The sequence below is a fragment of the Burkholderia sp. Tr-20390 genome (assembly GCF_017104595.1).
In the GTDB taxonomy this organism is placed as follows: Bacteria; Pseudomonadota; Gammaproteobacteria; order Burkholderiales; family Burkholderiaceae; genus Burkholderia.
Genome location: NZ_JAAGPC010000174.1, coordinates 1 through 18,185 on the forward strand (window position 1 = coordinate 1; position 18,185 = coordinate 18,185).

General features: G+C 68.5%; 18 protein-coding genes and 2 pseudogenes. 12 read left to right on the plus strand and 8 right to left on the minus strand.

Translation table 11 applies throughout. From position 1 onward, the window contains the following. Positions 1–127, minus strand: a pseudogene (locus G3N98_RS39995) (MFS transporter); the annotation flags it as partial. Between G3N98_RS39995 and G3N98_RS31815 the strand changes: the two are divergent. The 4 genes and pseudogenes from G3N98_RS31815 to G3N98_RS31830 form a co-directional block, all read left to right on the plus strand. Next, positions 120–947, plus strand: a pseudogene (locus G3N98_RS31815) (DMT family transporter); the annotation flags it as partial. The pseudogenes G3N98_RS39995 and G3N98_RS31815 overlap by 8 nt on opposite strands. Positions 948–1,014: 67 nt before the next feature. Then, entirely contained in the window at positions 1,015–1,794 is a 780-nt protein-coding gene (locus G3N98_RS31820; protein WP_206150413.1) for a HAMP domain-containing sensor histidine kinase, read from the plus strand. A gap of 76 nt (positions 1,795–1,870) precedes the next feature. Continuing rightward, positions 1,871–3,214, plus strand: a complete 1,344-nt coding sequence (locus tag G3N98_RS31825; RefSeq protein WP_089428023.1) for a hemolysin family protein — start codon at positions 1,871–1,873, stop codon at positions 3,212–3,214. A 22-nt stretch (positions 3,215–3,236) separates the two neighbouring features. After that, the gene (locus tag G3N98_RS31830) at positions 3,237–3,821 is read left to right on the plus strand and encodes a thiamine phosphate synthase (protein ID WP_206150414.1); all 585 of its coding nucleotides are present in this window, start codon (positions 3,237–3,239) and stop codon (positions 3,819–3,821) included. Positions 3,822–3,893: 72 nt separating this feature from the next. On the opposite strand, the gene G3N98_RS31835 is transcribed toward G3N98_RS31830, so the two are convergent. Then, on the minus strand, positions 3,894–5,546 hold the full coding sequence (locus G3N98_RS31835; RefSeq protein WP_206150422.1) for a DUF3459 domain-containing protein: 1,653 nt from the start codon (positions 5,544–5,546) through the stop codon (positions 3,894–3,896). A gap of 309 nt (positions 5,547–5,855) precedes the next feature. Here G3N98_RS31835 and G3N98_RS31840 point away from each other — a divergent pair, with 309 nt between their 5' ends. Further along, positions 5,856–6,563 carry a class I SAM-dependent methyltransferase gene (locus G3N98_RS31840; protein WP_206150415.1) on the plus strand — a complete coding sequence of 236 codons (708 nt, stop codon included), beginning with the start codon at positions 5,856–5,858 and terminating at the stop codon, positions 6,561–6,563. 125 nt (positions 6,564–6,688) lie between these two features. Continuing rightward, a complete protein-coding gene (locus G3N98_RS31845) occupies positions 6,689–7,357 on the plus strand; it encodes a glutathione S-transferase (RefSeq protein WP_206150416.1) in 669 nt (222 codons plus the stop codon). 24 nt (positions 7,358–7,381) lie between these two features. On the opposite strand, the gene G3N98_RS31850 is transcribed toward G3N98_RS31845, so the two are convergent. After that, positions 7,382–8,035 carry a DUF1345 domain-containing protein gene (locus G3N98_RS31850; RefSeq protein ID WP_089433271.1) on the minus strand — a complete coding sequence of 218 codons (654 nt, stop codon included), beginning with the start codon at positions 8,033–8,035 and terminating at the stop codon, positions 7,382–7,384. Between the two features lie 139 nt (positions 8,036–8,174). On the opposite strand from G3N98_RS31850, the gene G3N98_RS31855 reads away from it, so the two are divergent. Further along, positions 8,175–8,906, plus strand: a complete 732-nt coding sequence (locus G3N98_RS31855; RefSeq protein ID WP_206150417.1) for a metallophosphoesterase — start codon at positions 8,175–8,177, stop codon at positions 8,904–8,906. A gap of 44 nt (positions 8,907–8,950) precedes the next feature. Here the strand turns inward: G3N98_RS31855 and G3N98_RS31860 are convergent, their stop codons facing one another. After that, positions 8,951–9,646, minus strand: a complete 696-nt coding sequence (locus G3N98_RS31860) for an RES family NAD+ phosphorylase (RefSeq protein WP_206150418.1) — start codon at positions 9,644–9,646, stop codon at positions 8,951–8,953. Between the two features lie 2 nt (positions 9,647–9,648). Next, a complete protein-coding gene (locus tag G3N98_RS31865; RefSeq protein WP_206150419.1) occupies positions 9,649–10,068 on the minus strand; it encodes an MbcA/ParS/Xre antitoxin family protein in 420 nt (139 codons plus the stop codon). Positions 10,069–10,302: 234 nt separating this feature from the next. Here G3N98_RS31865 and G3N98_RS31870 point away from each other — a divergent pair, with 234 nt between their 5' ends. Continuing rightward, positions 10,303–11,085 (plus strand): ABC transporter substrate-binding protein, encoded by a 783-nt coding sequence (locus G3N98_RS31870; RefSeq protein WP_089474410.1) that lies wholly within the window; start codon positions 10,303–10,305, stop codon positions 11,083–11,085. Between the two features lie 1,114 nt (positions 11,086–12,199). Next, a complete protein-coding gene (locus tag G3N98_RS31875; protein ID WP_089474409.1) occupies positions 12,200–12,586 on the plus strand; it encodes a GtrA family protein in 387 nt (128 codons plus the stop codon). A 28-nt stretch (positions 12,587–12,614) separates the two neighbouring features. On the opposite strand, the gene G3N98_RS31880 is transcribed toward G3N98_RS31875, so the two are convergent. Both G3N98_RS31880 and G3N98_RS31885 read right to left on the minus strand, forming a co-directional pair. Next, positions 12,615–14,096: a sigma-54 dependent transcriptional regulator gene (locus tag G3N98_RS31880; RefSeq protein ID WP_089474408.1), complete on the minus strand. Its 1,482-nt coding sequence runs from the start codon at positions 14,094–14,096 to the stop codon at positions 12,615–12,617. 450 nt (positions 14,097–14,546) lie between these two features. Next, positions 14,547–15,464 carry a metal-dependent hydrolase gene (locus G3N98_RS31885; RefSeq protein ID WP_174938690.1) on the minus strand — a complete coding sequence of 306 codons (918 nt, stop codon included), beginning with the start codon at positions 15,462–15,464 and terminating at the stop codon, positions 14,547–14,549. A 581-nt stretch (positions 15,465–16,045) separates the two neighbouring features. Between G3N98_RS31885 and G3N98_RS31890 the strand changes: the two genes are divergently transcribed. Then, positions 16,046–16,387, plus strand: a complete 342-nt coding sequence (locus G3N98_RS31890) for an FKBP-type peptidyl-prolyl cis-trans isomerase (protein ID WP_011355854.1) — start codon at positions 16,046–16,048, stop codon at positions 16,385–16,387. Between the two features lie 34 nt (positions 16,388–16,421). Then, the gene (locus G3N98_RS31895; RefSeq protein WP_206150420.1) at positions 16,422–17,195 is read left to right on the plus strand and encodes an AraC family transcriptional regulator; all 774 of its coding nucleotides are present in this window, start codon (positions 16,422–16,424) and stop codon (positions 17,193–17,195) included. A 61-nt stretch (positions 17,196–17,256) separates the two neighbouring features. On the opposite strand, the gene G3N98_RS31900 is transcribed toward G3N98_RS31895, so the two are convergent. Further along, entirely contained in the window at positions 17,257–17,700 is a 444-nt protein-coding gene (locus G3N98_RS31900; RefSeq protein ID WP_089432346.1) for a GNAT family N-acetyltransferase, read from the minus strand. 143 nt (positions 17,701–17,843) lie between these two features. Between G3N98_RS31900 and G3N98_RS31905 the strand changes: the two genes are divergently transcribed. Beyond that, the coding region (locus tag G3N98_RS31905) for an MFS transporter (RefSeq protein ID WP_206150421.1) at positions 17,844–18,185 on the plus strand (342 nt) is incomplete at its 3' end.

Here is an 18,185-nt window from a genome sequence, read left to right on the forward strand (position 1 = left end):
TGACCGCGCACATCGGCAGCCACAGAATGTTCTGGATGCCAAAGTGTGCGGCGACGTAGCCGCCCATCGCCGGCGCGATGCCGCCGCCGAAGATCTCGCCGACCCCGACCACCACGCCGATCGACGTGATCGGGCCGTTCCTGTTCACGGGGCTCCGTTTCCTGCTCGGCGCGCTGGTGCTGGTGCCGCTGCTGATGCTGAACACGGCGTCGCGCACGCAACTCGCGGCGATCCGCCGTGAGCCGACGCTGCTGCTGCCGGGCCTCGCGCTCGGCGGGCTGCTGGCGGTATCGATTTCGCTGCAGCAGATCGGCCTGCAGTACACGCGCATCGCCAACGCGGGCTTCATCAGCTCGCTGTACGTCGTGATCGTGCCGCTGATGGGCGTGTTCGCCCGTCACCGGATCGGCCCGGGCACGTGGTTCGGCGCACTGCTCGCGGCGATCGGCCTGTATTTCCTCAGCATCAACGAGCAATTCTCGGTGCTGTACGGCGACTGGTTCCAGCTCGCCGGCGCCGTGATCATCGCCGCGCACGTGATGGCCGTCGGCCATTTCGCGAAGCGCCACAATCCGCTCGTGCTCGCGTTCATGCAGTTCGTCGTGTGCGGCGTGGCGTGCCTCGCGGTCGGCCTCGTCATCGAGCCGGTCAGCGGCACGATGCTGCGCAACGCGCTGCCGACGCTGCTGTACGGCGGCCTGCTGTCGGTCGGGGTCGGCTATACGATGCAGGTGGTCGCCCAACGCGACGCGGCGCCCGCGCACGCGGCCGTGATCTTCAGCATGGAAGGCGTGTTCGCGGCGATCGCCGGCTGGGCCGCGCTCGGCGAAACGCTGACGCTGCGCGCGCTCGTCGGCTGCGCGCTGATGCTGGCCGGCCTGCTCGCGTGCCAGCTGCTGCCGAACGGCGACGCCCGGAAAAAGGACGAAGACGCGCTCCCGGCGTGACACGCACCGTCCCTATAATGACGGTTCGCGTGACTTCCACGCCAACCGCTTCCGACAGGCCAGCTCCGTGACGTCCACTACCGTCGATCCCGCCGCCGACCTGCTGCGCGAACGCGCAGCGCATTACGCCACCCAGGCGGCGCTGTTCCTGCGCGACCAGGCGCTCTCCACCGCGTCACACGACCTGCGCAGCCCGCTGAACGCGATGCATAGCTGGGCGTACGTGCTCGAACGCCAGCTCGCCAACGCCGATCCGAACCTGCAGCGCGCGCTCGCGGGCATCCGCACGGGCATCGACCAGCAGGTTACGCTGATCGACGACGTGCTCGACGCGCCGCGCGCCGAAACGCGCACGCTCGCCGTCAAGCCGCAGCCGTTCGCGCTGCGCGCGCTGCTCGACGACACGATCGCGCTCGCCCGTTTCGCGCTCGCCGACGCACGGCAGGTCGCGCTCGACGCGACGCTCCCGGACGGCGAACCGTCGCTGACCGCCGACCGCGAACGCATCGCACAGGCGCTCTGGACGATGCTCACCGCCGCGGTCGAAGCCAGCGCCGCCGGCAGCCGCGTGACGTTTGCGTGCGCGCGCGACGGCCTGCAGTTCACCGCGCGCGCCACGTGTACCGTCAACGCCGACACGCTCGCCGATCCCGCGCAACCGCATGCATTCGAATCGTTCGCACGACGCGAGATGCTGCGCGAGCGCGACGCCAAGCGCGTCGCCTGGACGCTCGCGCTTTGCCAGCGCGTCGCGCTCGCACACGGCGGCACGTTCACGCACGACGCGTTCGTCGACGGCGCCACGGCCACCATCACGCTCTCCGTCCCCGGTGAGGCGCCGGTGTAAGCAATCGGCCGCCCGACACATTACAAATTCCTTTCTGGCTCTATACTGACGGGCCTGTCATAACCGGAGTGCTTCTTTGTTACAGATCTTCGCGCTCATCGGCGCGTTGTTCCTGGTGGCCCTGAACGGGTTCTTCGTCGCGGCCGAATTCGGCCTCGTCAAACTGCGCGCCACGCGCGTCAAGACACTGGCCCGCAAGCACGGCCTGCGCGGCCGCATCCTCGGCATCGTGCACGGCCGGCTCGACGCGTATCTTTCCGCGTGCCAGCTCGGCATCACGCTTGCATCGCTCGGCCTCGGCTGGGTCGGCGAACCGGCCTTCGCGCAACTGCTCGGCCCGCTGCTCGACCTGATCGGCGTGGAATCCGAACGCGTCGTGCACCTGATCTCGCTGGTGTTCGCGTTCTCGCTGATCTCGTTCCTGCACATCGTCGTCGGCGAGCTGGCGCCGAAATCGATGGCGATCCGCCAGCCGGAGAAGGTCGGCCTGTGGGTCGCGCTGCCGCTCTATGCGTTCTACTGGGCGATGTATCCGGCGATCTGGGTGCTCAACAACAGCGCCAACGCGGTGCTGCGGCTCGCGGGGCTCTCGGCCGACCACGGCAGCGACGCCCACTACTCGACCGACGAGCTGAAGCTGATCCTGCGCAGCCGCCGCAGCACGGCCGGCAATCCGGCCCAGCCGGCGCGCGGCACGTACAGCAACGACGAGTGGAACACGCTCGCGCATTCGCTCGACTTTTCGTCGATGACCGTGTCGGACCTGATGCGGCCGGCCCATGAAATGATCGGCCTGCGCCGCGACCTGCCGCTGCCCGACAACATGGAGATCGTCGCGCGGCACCGCTTCAGCCGCTATCCGCTGTTCGAGGACGCATCGCGCGAACAGGTGAGCGGGCTGATCCACCTGAAGGACCTGCTGCTCGCGCGTCACGCGGGCGCGGCGCTGGAAGACCTGTCGGACTACGTCCGCCCCGTGCAGTACGTGCGGCCCGACACGCCGGCGCTCGACCTGTTCCGCCGCTTCCGCAAGGGCGCGCCGCACTTCGCGCTGGTCGGCAACAAGGGCGAGAAGCCGATCGGCTTCCTGACGCTCGACAACCTGCTCGGCGCGCTGGTCGGCCAGATCCACGACGAGTTCCGCCAGGGCGACGCCGACTGGAGCCGCCTCGACGACGGCACGCTGATGGGCAAGGGCAGCCTGCCCGTCGTGTCGCTCGAGCAGGCGCTCGGCATCGACATCGACGAAGGACGCGCGGAATCGGTCGGCGGCCTCGTGATCCAGGCGCTCAGCGACCTGCCGACCGAAGGGCAGCGCGTGTCGTTCGACCGCTTCGACGTCGTCGTGAAGAAGATGAACGGGCCGCGTATCGTGCTCGTGCGCGTCTACCCGAAGATCTCGAAAGAGGCCGACGAATGACGGCCGCGCCGCGCCGCACGCGATGAACGCCACGCTGCCGCGCTGCTGCGTGATCACGCCGGAGCCGGCGTCCGCGTCGGCGGCCGATTGCGCGGCGTTCCTCGACCGGCTGTCGGCCGTGCTCGCGCGCGGCGAGACGCTCGTGCAACTACGCGTGAAATCGCTCGACGCAGCCGCGTTCGCGCGACTCGCCGCCGAAGCGCTCGCGCGCTGCGACGCAGCCGGCGCGCATCTGATGCTGAACGGGCCGATCGATGCGGCCGGCGTGATGCGGCTCGACGGCGCCGGCTGGCATCTCGACGGCACCGCGTTGCGCGCAGCCACGCAGCGGCCGTTGCCGGCAGGAAGATGGGTGTCCGCCGCCTGTCACACGCGCGACGACCTGCGGCTGGCCGCGCGCGCCGGCGCGGATTTCGTCACGCTGTCGCCCGTGTTGCCGACGCTCAGCCATCCCGGTGCGCCGGCGCTCGGCTGGGCACGGTTCGGCGCGCTGGCCGCCGAGGCCGCCATGCCCGTCTTCGCGCTCGGCGGCATGACACGTACCCACCTCGACGATGCACGCCGCCACGGCGCCTACGGCATCGCAGGCATTCGCGGGTTCTGGTAGTTCGGGGATTGTCCTGCAGTGTAGCCGGGCGCAGATGCGCCCGGCCGCTCAAACGCTTACCCGCTCAGGTCGTCATGCGTTCAGGTTCGGACGCATGCCGCGCCAGGCGCCGTCATCGATGCGACGCGCATCGTGCGTGAGCGCATACCGGTTGACGTCACCCGTCAGCCACGCGACGAGCGCATACGGCGGCAACACGCCTTCATCGACCCGGTCGCGCGCACGCGCCGGCGTCTCGAACACGACCCGCCCGCTCGGCGCATCGAACGGCACCGCGTCGGGCGACAGGTTCAACGCGATCGTCAGCGTCTCGTCGTCGGCGAGCCGCCATGATGCGAGCAGCGCGTCGGCATCGCCGTCGCCGTCCGACTTCAGCGCTCGCGCCTCCTGCGGCCGGCAATCGGACAATCGCGGCGCGATCAGCTTCGCGCGCACCGCAAGCGCCGACTGCACGAAATGCGCGCGATCGGCATCGCGCGCGGTTTCGTCGAAGATCAACGGGATCTGCGGCGTGAGCAGCGACAGCGCCAGTGCGGCCAGACCGGCCGCCTGCCCGTGGTCGCCCTGCCCGCAGTCGCGCCACGCGCCATCGGACAGCACCAGCGACGTCAACGACAGCCCGCTGTCGGCAGCCATGCCTTCTCCCGACCCGGCCGGCTGGAATGCGGCCCCGGCCGCGGTCAGCGCGCGGGCGAGCGTGTGGATCGACTGGTGCATGGAAATGCCTTCGTGGGCCGACGTATCGCGCCCCGTCAGCCGATGCAGCGCGCGTTCGCCGCAGCCGTTCCACTGCGCATCGAAATGGGTATCGGCAAGATGCGCCGGATGCCGCTCGCTGCCGAGGACGAGATGGATCAGCCGGTCGGCCGGCACGGCCGCGCGCACGCGATCCGCGATCTCGCGCAGCCACGACACGCCGATCCGGTCGGCTTCGCGCAGGCGCAGCCCGTCACAACGGTACTCGTCGATCCAGTACAGCGCGTTGTCGCAGAAGAAATCGCAGACTTCCGGATGATCGAGCGCGAGCGGCGGCGCCTGGAGCGGATCGTCACGCGTATGGAAGAACGGCGCCGCGTAGTGGCGCAGCGCCTCGGTGCCGCTGCCGAAGCGCGCGTAATCGAGTTCCAGCAGCACCGCGAGACCGTAGCCGTGCGCGTCGTCGATCAGTGCCTTCAGCGCGTCGGGGCCGCCTTCGGCCGCGAGCGGCGCGAACGGCAGGCTGTCGTGCGGCGACGCGAGCAGTTCCAGCGCGGTCACGCCGAGCCGCGCGAGTTGCGGCAGGCGCCGGCGCACGCCGTCGAAGCCGCCCACCGCGTGCGGGCGAATCGCATAGAGCGCGATGTCTTCCCATGCGCGCCCGTGCCAGAACGTGTTGCGCCACGTGAACGCGCGCGGATCGATGACCTCGCTCGGGCCGTTGAGCCCTTCGGGTTGCGAGCGCGACGCGGGATCGGGAATCGATACCGCATCGTCGAGGCGATAGCGATAAAGCGCACCCGCACCGCAATCGGCAAAGACCTCGAACCAGTTCGTGCCGGCCGCCGTCATCGGGACGAGCAACGGGCCGAAGCCGGTATCGAGTTCGAGCTGGACCTGCGTGCTGCCCGGCGCCCACACGCGAAAATGCGTGCGCGGCGTCGCGCCAAGCGCGCCACAGGGCTGGGCGCCGAACGGCAAGCAGTGAATGTAGTGCTGCGCATACGGATCGTGCGGACAATCGGACATCATGCGCTCCTCGTGCGTGCCGAGCGGCATGGCCGCGCCAGCGGGGCGCGGCGCATCGGGGCCCGGCATGCGACGGCCAGGCGGGGGGAGAGAACCGAGTATGCGCCGGATTCGCTACCGCGATGCATCGCATCCGGACATTTTTAAATACGAATCGACCCCGGGAAAACCCGCAATCCTGCCGGTCCCGACGAGTCGGGTAGCAGTCATACCGGAATGGCTGCTCGCCTTGTTGCACCGGCCGCGCACGCTTACGCTCTGCGCCATGCTCGCGGACACGACGTCCGCGCCCGACCCGAGGAACCCGCCATGTCGCTTCCCGCCAGCGCCGCCAAATTCGATCCGGCACGCGCGCACGAATACGCCGAGCAATCCCGCATCGCGCTCGCCGGCTACGATGCCTGCCACGAACTCACCGCGTGCATGCTCGCGTCGGCGATCGCGGCGCCCGACGCGCGGATCCTCGTCGCGGGCGCGGGCGGCACCGGGCAGGAAATCTGCGTGGCGGCCGCGCTCGAGCCGGGCTGGCAGTTCACGGCCGTCGACCCGTCCGCGCCGATGCTCGCGCTCGCGCGCTCGAACGTCGAGGCCGCGGGTTTCGGCGCGCGCACGGCGTTCGTCGAGGACGGTGTCGATGCGTTGCCCGACACGCCCGCGTTCGACGGCGCGACGCTGATCGGCGTGCTGCACCACGTCCCCGGCGACGAAGCGAAGGCGGCGCTGCTGCATGCGATCGCGCGGCGCCTGAAACCCGGCGCGCCGCTCGTGCTCGCCGGCAACCATCGCCGCTACGCGGACCACCCTCGCCTGCTCGGCGCGTGGCAGCAGCGCTGGCGCATGAAAGGCGCGACGCCCGACGCGGTGCGCGCGCAACTCGCGAAGATCCTGCAGGGCGCCGATCCGCCCGCGTCCGAGGACGCCGTGTTCGGCCTGCTGAGCGATGCGGGCTTCGATGCGCCGCTGCGCTTCTTCGCGAGCCTGTTCTGGAGTGCGTGGATCGCGGTGCGGCTCGCGTGATGGCGCGGGGTGGCCGGCTAGGCGCGGCCGGCCAGGCGCCGTTCGTCACGGCGCGCAACGCGTTTCGCGTATGCGCCCTCCGCGCTGGGTATGATGTCGTTCCCGCCCCCACTCCCGGCGTCGACATGCTCACCGTCCATCACCTGAACAACTCGCGCTCGCAGCGCGTGCTCTGGCTGCTCGAAGAACTGGATGTGCCGTACGAGATCGTGCGCTACGCGCGCGATCCGAAGACGATGCTGGCGCCGCCCGCGTTGCGCGCGATCCATCCGCTCGGCAAGTCGCCGGTCGTCACCGACGACGGCCGCACGTACGCCGAATCGGGTGCGATCATCGAATACCTGGTCGAACGCTACGGCAACGGGCGCCTCGCGCCGCCGCCCGGCACGCCGGCGCGGCACGACTACACGTACTGGCTGCATTACGCGGAAGGGTCGGCGATGCCGCCGCTGCTGCTCAAGCTCGTCGCGCTGCGAATCGCGCACGCGCCGATGCCGTTCTTCGCACGGCCGATCGCGCGCAAGATCGCCGACACGCTGCAATCGAGCTTCGTCGATCCGCAGATCGCCCTGCATCTCGGCCATGTCGACGACACGTTGGGCCGCACCGGCTGGTTCGTCGGCGACGGTTTCAGCGCAGCCGACATCCAGATGAGCTTTCCGCTCGAAGCCGCGACCGCCCGCGGGGGCGGCAGCCGCTATCCGGCGATCGCGCGTTTCCTCGACGCGATCCACGCGCGGCCCGCGTACCAGCGGGCGCTGGAGCGCGGCGGCCCGTACGACCTGCTCAAGTGACGCTGCGAATCGCCCTGGCCTGCGTCAGCTCAGCAGGCCCGCCGCGACGTTGATCGACAGCCCGAGCACGGCCATGTTGAAGTAGAACGACAGGATCGACTGCGCGAGCACCGAGCGTCGCGCGGAACGGTTCGCCAGCGACACGTCGGCCGTCTGCGACGCGACCGCGAGCGTGAACGCGAAATACAGGAAATCCCAGTAATCGGGTTCGGGGTTCTTGTCCGGAAAGCGCAGCGCGCGATCGTTGCTCGGCGAGCCGTAATAGAGCCGCGCATAGTGCAGCGTGAAGATCGTCGGGATCAGGAACCACGCGCCGAACAGCGTCGCGCCCGTGATCGCGTAATGGCTGAGCCCCGCGCTGAAGCCGACGCTCTTGGCGGTCGCGAGTTCGATCGCGATCGCGGCGACGCTCGCGACGGTTGCAAGGCACACGACGGTCAGCACGGTCGTCGCGTTTTCATCCTCGCGGATCGCGATTTCGCGCACCTGGTGATGGTGCGCGGTAATCATGCGCACCCACATCAGCAAGAGATACAGCCAGATCGCGCAATCCCAGCCGATCAGCGCACGCACGGTCGGACGCAGCGAAAACGGCAGCAGCACCGCGCACAGCAAGCCGGCGACGAACGCCGCGACCATGCGCGGCCGGTTGCGTAATACCTGCGGATAAAGCGTCATCATGTGATTCCGAAAGCAAATGGAAAGGGTTCGGCCGGCGCGCGGGACATACCGCCGCGCCGCACCGGCGGGTATTGCCCCGATTATCGTCATTCCATCGTGACGTGGCGATGGGGGCGCGAGCGCCTAAGATATTGGGATGACTGCCACCGCCCCCCTCTGCCGCCATCCGGCGAACACGGTCGGCCGCGACTTCGTCGTCGGCGACCTGCACGGCTGCGTGGATGTGCTGCGCGCGCTGCTGCACGACATCCGCTTCGATCCGGCCCGCGACCGCCTGTTCTCGGTCGGCGACCTCGTCGACCGCGGCCCGGCCTCCGAAGCCACGCTCGACCTGCTCGACCGCCCGTGGTGCCACGTCGTGCGCGGCAATCACGAGGAAGTGCTGAGCCTCGTGGCGCGCGGCAAGCTGTCGCCCGACGCGTGGCGCGGGATCGGCGGCGACTGGGGTGCCGACCTGCCGCCGGAACGGCTGCACGCGCATGCGGCGCGCGTCGACGCGCTGCCGCTGGTGCGGGTGATCGGCGACGGCCCCGGGCGCTTCAACGTGCTGCATGCGGAATTCTTCGGCTCGGACGCCGATCTCGACACGGGCAGCTATGCGCACGACGTGCGCGAGCGGCTGATCTGGGGCCGCGATCTCGTCCAGGGGCTCGCCGATCCGGCGCGGCAGGCCGGGCTGTCGCTGACCTGCACCGGGCACACACCGGTGCGCGCGCCGCAGCGGATCGGCGCGCAGTGGTTCATCGACACGGGCGCGTTCGCTCCGGCCGGGCGGCTCACGCTCGCCGAGCCGCGCACCGGGCGCATCTGGTCGATGACGCAGGCCGAGGCACGCGAACGCCACGCGGGCGACTGGCCGCTGCCTTGAGGCGCCGATAGGTGCTGATCGGTGCTGACGCGCGCGAGCGGCCCCTAGCCGACCTGGTTCAGTTCGAATACCGCATCGACGGCCGAGCCGTTCCAGTTGTATTCGAGGTAGGCCGCGTGATGGCAGTCGCGCAGCAGCGCGGTGCGGAACGCCGCCAGGCACTCGCCGCGCGGGTCGCGCACCGACGGATAGACGATCCCCGCACCGCCCGTATTGCGCACCGCGCGACCAAGCGCCTGCCCGGCGCTGTAATCGAGCGGATGCAGCAGCGCCGGATCGCGTTTCGGCCACGTGCGGATGTCGGCCACGTCGCCCTGCGCGATCACCGTATAGAGCCGCATTTGCTGGCGCATCGGCGGCTCCTTGGTCGCTTCCAGGAACAACGCGCTGTGATACCGCGTTTCGGCGATCGCCGTGTCGCGCGAACGCGCGCAGTAGAACACGCCGTAGCTGCCGTCGGAAAAGCGGCTGCCCTGCGGATTCAGGTGCGTGAACGCGGCCATGATCGGCCCCCAGCCCTGCCCGTAGCGGCGCTCGGCGGGCGGCACGAGGTCGAGTGTGCCGACTTCGTTGCGGATGCGGTCGTTGGTCAGCGATTCGAGTGCGTAAAGCGCGTCGAAATCGTCCGCCGAGGCTACGCGGTCGAACAGGTTGATCGCCGGGAAACGGGTGGGGATCACGCGATAGGCTGGCGCCCAGTCGACCACGGTCGTGGGCCATTGTTGTGCTTGGATCGGCATGGTCACGCCCAGCCACCTCGCATTGCGTCGAGATATTGCCGGACGGCGACCAGATCGCCGACGTTGCCGGCGAGCATCCGGTCGAGTGCGCGCTTGCCGCCGAACGGCGCCGCATCGTTCGGCCGCTTGACCCACGCATCGGCCGCGGCCGGCTGCGGCAGCAGGATCTGCAGCGCCTTGTAGATGCCGAGCAACAGCGATAGCCGTTCGAGCGTATCGCGCGGCAGCCGGGCCGATTCCGGCGAGGCCTTCCACTTGAAGAACGTCGAACGGCCGGGCGACCCGAGCAGCACGATCTGCTCGTCGATCGTCAGTTCCCAGTCGCGCGCGATGTTGAAAAACGCGCGCAGGCCGGCCGCCGACATCTGCGCGACCGAGGCCTGCGGCGAGGCGGAGTGCGATTCATAAGCGGGCCGTGACATGATCGTTAGTCTCGAAACGAATTTACTAACAAGATTAGTCCATTTTCGTATTTTTGCAAGGGTCGAGACCCGCCGATCGATCCGCCCATCCGACAAAACGATATTTTTTGTCCATTCTGGACTCGTATTTTATTTTCTGCGTTAATGGCCGTGCGGACACCGCGCGCAGACGCGGTTCGTATCCGTGAAACCGTGTCGCACAGAAACCGGAAGCACCCCGCCAAGGAACGCACCATGAAGAGACTGATTGCCGCTGTTTCGATCGCCCTGCTCGCGGTATCCGCAGGCCCCGCCGTCGCGAAGGACTGGACCACGATCCGCTTCGGCACCGATGCCAGCTACGCGCCGTTCGAGTCGAAGGCGCCCGACGGCAAGCTCGTCGGCTTCGACATCGACCTCGGCAACGAGATCTGCGCGCGCCTGAAGGCGAAGTGCGTGTGGCTCGAGAACGATTTCGACGGGATGATTCCGGCGCTGAAGGCGAAGAAGTTCGACGCGGTGCTGTCGTCGATGTCGATTACGCCGCAACGTGCGCAGCAGATCGGCTTCACGACGAAGATCTACAACCAGCCGACGCGGCTCGTCGTGAAGAAGGGCTCGCCGCTGCTGCCGACGGCCGAATCGCTGAAGGGCAAATCGATCGGCGTGGAACAGGGCACGACGCAGGAAACGTATGCGAAGGCGTACTGGGGCAAGCAAGGCGCGAACGTCGTGTCGTACCAGAACCAGGACGGCGTGTACGCGGACCTGACCTCGGGCCGCCTCGACGCGGCACTGCAGGATGAAGTGCAGGCGGCCATCGGGTTCCTGAAATCGCCGCGCGGCGCGAACTACACGTTCGTCGGCCCCGAGCTCGTCGACGAGAAGGTGCTCGGCATCGGCGCCGGCATCGGGCTGCGCAAGGAGGACACCGACCTGAAGGCGAAGATCGACGGCGCCATCCTCGAGATGGTCAAGGACGGCACCTACAAGCGGCTCGCGTCGAAGTACTTCGACTTCGACATCTACGGCGGCTGAAACGGCGTCGCGCGCGTACGGGCGCCACACCCGTCGCGCGCGTCCGACCGCCCCTCCCCTCACCACCGGACGGCACCGGCGCAACGCCGTTTGCCGTCGCATCGAATGCTTCATCCGTCGCACATATCGCACGACGCCTCGCATTTAATTCGGATTGCAGATTGATCGTCCGCGGGGACGATGCCTCGCGCGAACGGATATCGTGCGGCTTCAGTCAGTAGGCGAAGACCGGGCGTCGAGGTACCGGCGCCCGTGTGCACATGCCCTTGCGAATCGGGTTCGCGTGCAGGAAAGTGCCGACCCGGCGCGGATGACCGGCAATCAACCGGATCCGCCTCGCACCGGGCGCGGAGAGATGGCCTGTCGATGCATGCCGGCCGGCTGCAAGAACGACGTTCGACCGACGATGCTCCGAATCACTGCGATCGCGGCCTGCCGGCCGCGGCGTGTGGCGATCGATCATTTTTCTTCCCCGTATCAATCTGATGGTTGTTCCGGCAACCGGACTCGACCGGTGCCCCGACGATCAGGCGACGACACTCCGTGCTCGCCGGAACGCAGCTGTCGTGCCGCGCGCCGTCGCCGCATCCCCGCGGACTGTGTCCTGGCCGGTACTGACAGGGTTCGCTGCCGAACCGGACGGACCGTGCATCATCGACTTTCGCATGCTCACTGTCGCAAGGAGCGGGCCAGCGTCGCGCGAGCCTGTCCGGACAAGCGATTGACCGGGCAGCATGGTGGCCGGAACGAGTGCGGAAGGCGGGAAGTTACGAAACTGAAACACGCGGCGCGCGGCCTGCGCTGGCTGCGTCGCAGCCCTGCCTTGCCGGATAAGGCTGAACAATGCAGCGCGACATTTTTACCGACGGGCGCCAGCCGCTCACCCCGATTTCCCGCGCCAATTTGCGTGACCGTCGAGGCGAAAATGTTTCATGCGCTTTACATGGCGCAGGCGGCACGGGAGCCGCAGGTTGTCCGCGCATCCATCGGCCGGCGGCATCGCTATACTGCGAAACCGGCGCGCGTCATGTTTGCGCCGGCGCCCTTCGCCGGCGCGTGACGCACCTCACGACACCGCCCACACGCCGCCCCATCACCCGAACGACCGCACCCGATGATCCGCACCCTCTATACCGCCGAACGCGCCAGGCTGATTCGCTTCGGGGTGTCGGGCGTCGGCTCGACCGCGCTGCATGCGCTGATCGCGGCCGCGATGTTCGCGCTGTTCGACGCGACGCCGGTGAGCGCGAACGCGGTCGCGTTCGCGTGCTCGACCGCGTTCTCGTATCTCGCCAACACGCTGTGGAGTTTTTCGTCGCCGGTGACGTGGGGCAACTTCGTGCGCTTTCTCGCCGTCGCGCTGGCCGGACTCGGCATGACGATGCTGCTGGCGCACGGCACCGAGACGCTCGGCCTCGCCCGCGCGTGGAGCATCGTCGCGGTCGTGCTGTGCGTGCCGCCGGTCACGTTCGTGCTGCACCGGCTCTGGACCTATCGCTGAACCGGCTCACGCGTCACGCATGCGCCGCTCAGCCGACCCGCTGATGCCCCGCGTCGCCGGACGGCGCGCCGTCGTGCCCGCCGTTGTCGCCGTTCCCGCCGTTGTTGTCGTGATCGTTCAGCCCGTGCTCGATCATCATCCGGTAGAGCGTCACGCGTGAAATGCCGAGTTCGGCCGCGGCCTTGTTGATGCGGTGATCGTTGCGCAGCAGCGCATTCTCGATCGCGGTGCGCTCGGCGAGCGCCCGCGCCTGTTCGAGCGTCACGGGTTCGGTTTCGCCCGGCGTCTCGAGCCCGAGATCGTGCGGCGTCAGCAGCCGGCTTTCGGCCATCACGATCGCGCGCCGCACGCGGTTGATCAGCTCGCGCACGTTGCCCGGCCATTCATAGCGGCGCATCGCGTCGAGCGCGGCCGACGTGAAGCCGCTGATCTTGCGGCCGCTGTCGGACTTGAATTTCTGCAGCACGTAGTGCGCGAGGATGTCGATATCCTTGCCGCGCGCGCGCAGCGGCGGCTCGTGGATGCGCAGCACGCACAGGCGGTGATAGAGGTCCGCGCGGAAGCGCCCGGCCTCGACCGCGCCGTCGAGGTCGACGTGAGTGGCCGAGATGATCCGTACGTCGACCGGAATCGATTCCTGCCCGCCGAGCCGCTCGATCTTCCCTTCCTGCAGGAAGCGCAGCAGGCTCGCCTGGCTTTCGACCGGCATGTCGCCGATTTCGTCGAGAAACAGCGTGCCGCCGTTCGCCGATTCGATCCGGCCCGCGCGCCGCTGGTTCGCGCCGGTGAACGCGCCGCGCTCGTAGCCGAACAGTTCCGACTGCAGCAGGTGATGCGGAATCGCGCCGCAATTGATCGCGACGAACGGCCCCTTGCCGCGGCCGGAGCGCTCGTGAATCGCGAGCGCGGTCAGCTCCTTGCCGGTGCCCGACTCGCCGGAGATGAACACGCTCGCGTCGGTCTTCGCGACCTTGCGGATCGTGCTGAACAGCTGCTGCATCGCCTCGCAGTTGCCGATCATCCCGTGTTCGCCGATCGACGCCGCGTAGGCCGCGCCATCGACGCGATCGAGCGCGGCCATCCCGCGCGCATGGCCGAGCACGTGCGAAATCCATTCGTAGGGCAACGGAAGGGTCACGTAATCGAAGCAATAGCTGCGGATCAGTTCGCGCACCGCGGGGCTGATCGTGATGCCGGCCTGCGCGATGGAAATCCAGCCGATCGACGGCTGGCTCAGGCACGCCTTCAGCGCGGGATAGTCGCGCGACGTGAACCCGGTGAAATCGACCAGACCAGCGGCGACGCTCACGCCGGAGGTCATGTTCTGCGCGGCGCCGGCCGTCTTCGCGACGGCGATTTCCCAGCCGAGCCCGCGCAGTTGCGCAAGCAACGGCTCATCGGGCGAGCGCATGATCACGAACAGCTTGCGTCCGTCCTCGGGCGCGGTGACGGACACATGCGACATCTCGGGCACCGCATGCCCGTTTGCGTCAGGTGACCTAGCAACCATCGTTGTTCCCCGCTTCGCGTTGGTATCGCGCCGGCTCGCCGTCTCATGCGACGGACCTTGGTCGAACCGACATATTGGCCGCATTTCCGTCCGAATAAAATCCCCCCGTGCAGGAATCGCGCGTGAGGTGGACATTGTCATGAACGGTATATCGATGCGGCCGGCGCGCGGCTAGATGGGTGTTATCCCGGTGGCGTACGCGGCGGCCCCCCTGAACGGGTGGCTGCGCGGCGCGCAAAGCCGCGCCGGTGCTGGCGCATGGCGTCCCCGGGCGATGCCGCGCACGCCGGATCGACTCGCCCGCGCATGCGTGCACAACCGGTCGACGGGCTCGCAGGACACCCGTGCTGCCGGTTCGAATTGATTTCGGTCAATCGTCAGAAGAAGCCGGCTGATGCGCGAACGCAACATGCGCGGCCCGATGCCGCGCCTGCCGGCGCAGCGGCGGTCTCAGCGGCCCGATGCGAGCGGCGCCGGCGCGTTGGCGCGGCCACGGCCAGCCGGTGCGCCGCCCTGTTCGCCGTAGGTGGCGGCGAGTGCGTCGACCCGCGCCAGATGGTGGTGATTGTCGTGATCCCACGGATGGAAGCCCGGCCGGAAGAAGCTCAGCCATTCGCCAGCGATGCGCGGGAACAGCCCCCGGCGCGGCCCGTACAGGAACGCGATCATCCGCAGCATGCCGCGCACGTGATGGCCGGCGCCGCGATCGCGCCACAGCAGCGTCGCATGCATCAGGAAAACGGTCGGCCAGAACGTCAGCGTCGTCAGCAGATACACGCCGATGCGGATCAGGTAACGGCGCAGCCCCGGTTCCATCGCGGTGTTCCAGACGTCGAACGACACGGCCTTGTGCTCGGTTTCCTCGAGCGCGTGCCAGATCCACATCTGGCGGTAGCCCTCGACCGAGCCGTCGAGGCGCGTCGGGTCGCGCAGCAGCCAGTCGGCGAGCATCGCCGTGTAGTGCTCCGCCGCGACCGTGTGCGCGAGCTGCACCGAATGCGGCAGCTTGCGCTTCATGTAGCCGAGCACCGTCCAGACGCGCTTGTCGAGCTTGCGCGCGGGCAGGTGGTTCGCCTGCATCAGCTCGTTGTACTCGATGTGCTCGCGCGTGTGCATCGCTTCCTGGCCGATGAAGCCGAGCACCTGCTGCTTCAGCACGGGATCGTCGATCCGGTCGCGGTAGTTGCGCACCGAATCCATGAAGAAACGCTCGCCGGCCGGAAACAGCAGCGACAGCGCGTTGAAGAAATGGGTCACGTGTGACCCGAGGCCATGCCAGTCCTTCGCGCGTTCGACCGGCAGGTCGAAGCGCAGGTCGCGGCGCACCGGCATGATCCCGGCTGCGGTGGCGGAAGCGGCTGACTTCATGTTCATCGTTCTCCTGGTTCCGGAGTGGCCCGGCGCGTCGTCCGACGCAGCCGGCGCAGGCCCGGGCGGCGCGTCGCGCACCGCCAAAATCTTGACATCGACAGCTGTAAAGATAGGCCGCCCGCGGCGGCGCACGCAAGCCGCGCGGTAGATGCGCGCTTCCAAACAGGGCGCGGTCGAAAAGGCGGAGAAAACGGCGCTCGAACAGCGTGCGGACGGGGCGGGATTCGAACGCGCGCGGTGGCTCGCGAGCGATACGCGCAGCGCCATGCCGTGTCACGTCGGCGGCCTGAAAGCCCCATTCGGCGGGCGTTTCACGGAAATCGGCAATGCCAAACGGTACGCCGCGGCGCGCCCTGGTAGCACCGATTCATACACGCGTCGCACTCGCACGGTGCAACCGCGGTCGCGAGGCGCGCGAAATATTCAAACGCGCGTTCCATTTACGTTTCGGACGATCACGGCCACGGCGGCCCGGCGCCGCCCGCGACATACGTGCGAGCGGCCGACAGCCACGAGCGGCGGCCCGCTGCGCGCTCGCCTACAATAGCGGTTTTACCCATCCTTTTTCAGGAGAAGTCATGTCTGTCATCACGACCGAATCGGGCCTCAAATACGAAGACCTGACCGAAGGCACCGGCGACGTAGCGCAAGCCGGCCAGACGGTCAGCGTCCACTACACGGGCTGGCTGACCGACGGTCAGAAATTCGACTCGAGCAAGGATCGCAACGACCCGTTCGCGTTCGTACTCGGCGGCGGCATGGTCATCAAGGGCTGGGACGAAGGCGTGCAGGGCATGAAGGTCGGCGGCGTGCGTCGCCTGACGATCCCGCCGCAACTCGGCTACGGCCCGCGCGGCGCAGGCGGCGTGATTCCGCCGAACGCCACGCTCGTGTTCGAAGTCGAACTGCTCGACATCTGACACCGCGCGCGGCCGCCGACTGACGCCCTGCCTCATGGCACACCTTTCGTCCCCCACCCTCGCACTGCAACGCTACGACACGCTCGAAGCGTCGGACGTGCACGACTTTCACCAGATCGTGCTCGGCATCGACGGTGCGATGGTGATGGCGGTGGACGGCGTCAGCCAGCGGCTCGACCGGCACGGCGCGTGGCTGGTTCCGGCCGGCGCGCGCCACGATTACGCGGGCCTCGGCGAGAACCGCCAGCTCGTGCTCAATCTTCCCCTCGCGTCGCTCGCGGTGCCGCAGCGGCTGTTCGACAGCGCGCGCGCCGTGGCGATCGATCCGGCACTGACGTCGCTGGTCGCGCAGATCGCGGCCGCCGCCGCGCAACTCGACGCCCCCGCCGACGACGCACGGCACGCGGCCGCGCACCGTTTCCAGTGGCAGGCCGCCGCGCGGCTGTGTGGCGCGCTGCTCGACGAACGCGCCATCGCCGCGCCCGCCTCGGGCCTCGATTTCGCGCGCATCGACCGCTGGCTGCGCGCACGGCTCGAGGAGCCGCTGCGCATCGCCGATCTCGCCGCGCACTGCGGCTACGGGATGCGCCGCTTTCATCAACTGTTCGTCGACGCGTTCGGCGAAACGCCGCATCGCTACCTGCAGCGGCTCAGGCTCGACGCGGCCGTGATCCTGCTCGCGGACGGCCGGTATCCGCTCGTCGATATCGCCGGGAGGGTCGGCTTCGCGGATCAAAGCACGTTCACCCATGCGTTCACGAAGCGCTTCGGCGTGGCGCCGGGACGCTGGCGCGGCGAGCGGCATTGAACGGCCACGCGTCGCCGGTTCTTCCGCGACCGCGGCTACGCCGCGCGCTCGCGCGGTGGCATCACGGCCGGACGAGCTTCGACAACCGTTGTCCGTCCCGCATGAAGCCGTGCCGCGCGTAAAAGCGGTGCGCATCGAGCCGAAGGTCGCCGCTCGTCACCTCCAGTTTCACGCACCCCGTCGACTCGAACCAGATGTGCGCCGCCGCGATCAGCGCGCCGCCGACACCCTGCCCGCGACAGCCTTCGTCGACGACCAGACTGGTGATACGCCCAAGATTGCCGTGCGCGTGAAATAGCGCAAGCGCATGCAGGCTGATGCAGCCCACCACGCTGCCTGCGACCGTCGCGACCAGGATGCGGTCGACCGCGCTCGGCAGCAGGGCTGCCAGCTTGTCGCGGATCATCGCGGGGGGCGCATCGTAGCCCAGCTGGTGCATCAGTCTTGCGATGTCGGCGTGATCGGCGATCTGCGCGTCGCGCGTCATCAGGTTCGAGGAAGTCATCCGGATGGGCCTGTCGAAAGTTGATGTGCACGGTGGCAGGCATGAGCCGCCGCAGTGCCATGTTAATCGCCGTGCACGGGCACGTATCGACGCTTCACGTTCCGCTGAAACGTCGCGGGCCGGCCGCGTCCTACGATTGACGCATGGATACGACCGCCCCCACGCCCGCCTTCCCGCCCGCGCTCGCCCGCGTCGTCGCGACCGTCAGCACCGGTTTCGTCGTGACGCAACTCGACGTGACGATCGTCAACATCGCGCTCGCGCATCTCGCCGGCGACCTGCGCTTGCCGGTCGCCGGCCTGCAGTGGGTCGTCGATGCGTACACGCTCGCGTTCGCGGTACTGATGCTGGCGGGCGGCGCACTCGGCGACCGCTTCGGCGCGCGGCGCCTGTACATCGCTGGCCTCGTGCTGTTCGCGCTGGCGTCGCTCGCGTGCGGCGCCGCGAACGCGCCCGCGATGCTGATCGCGGCGCGCGCGCTGCAG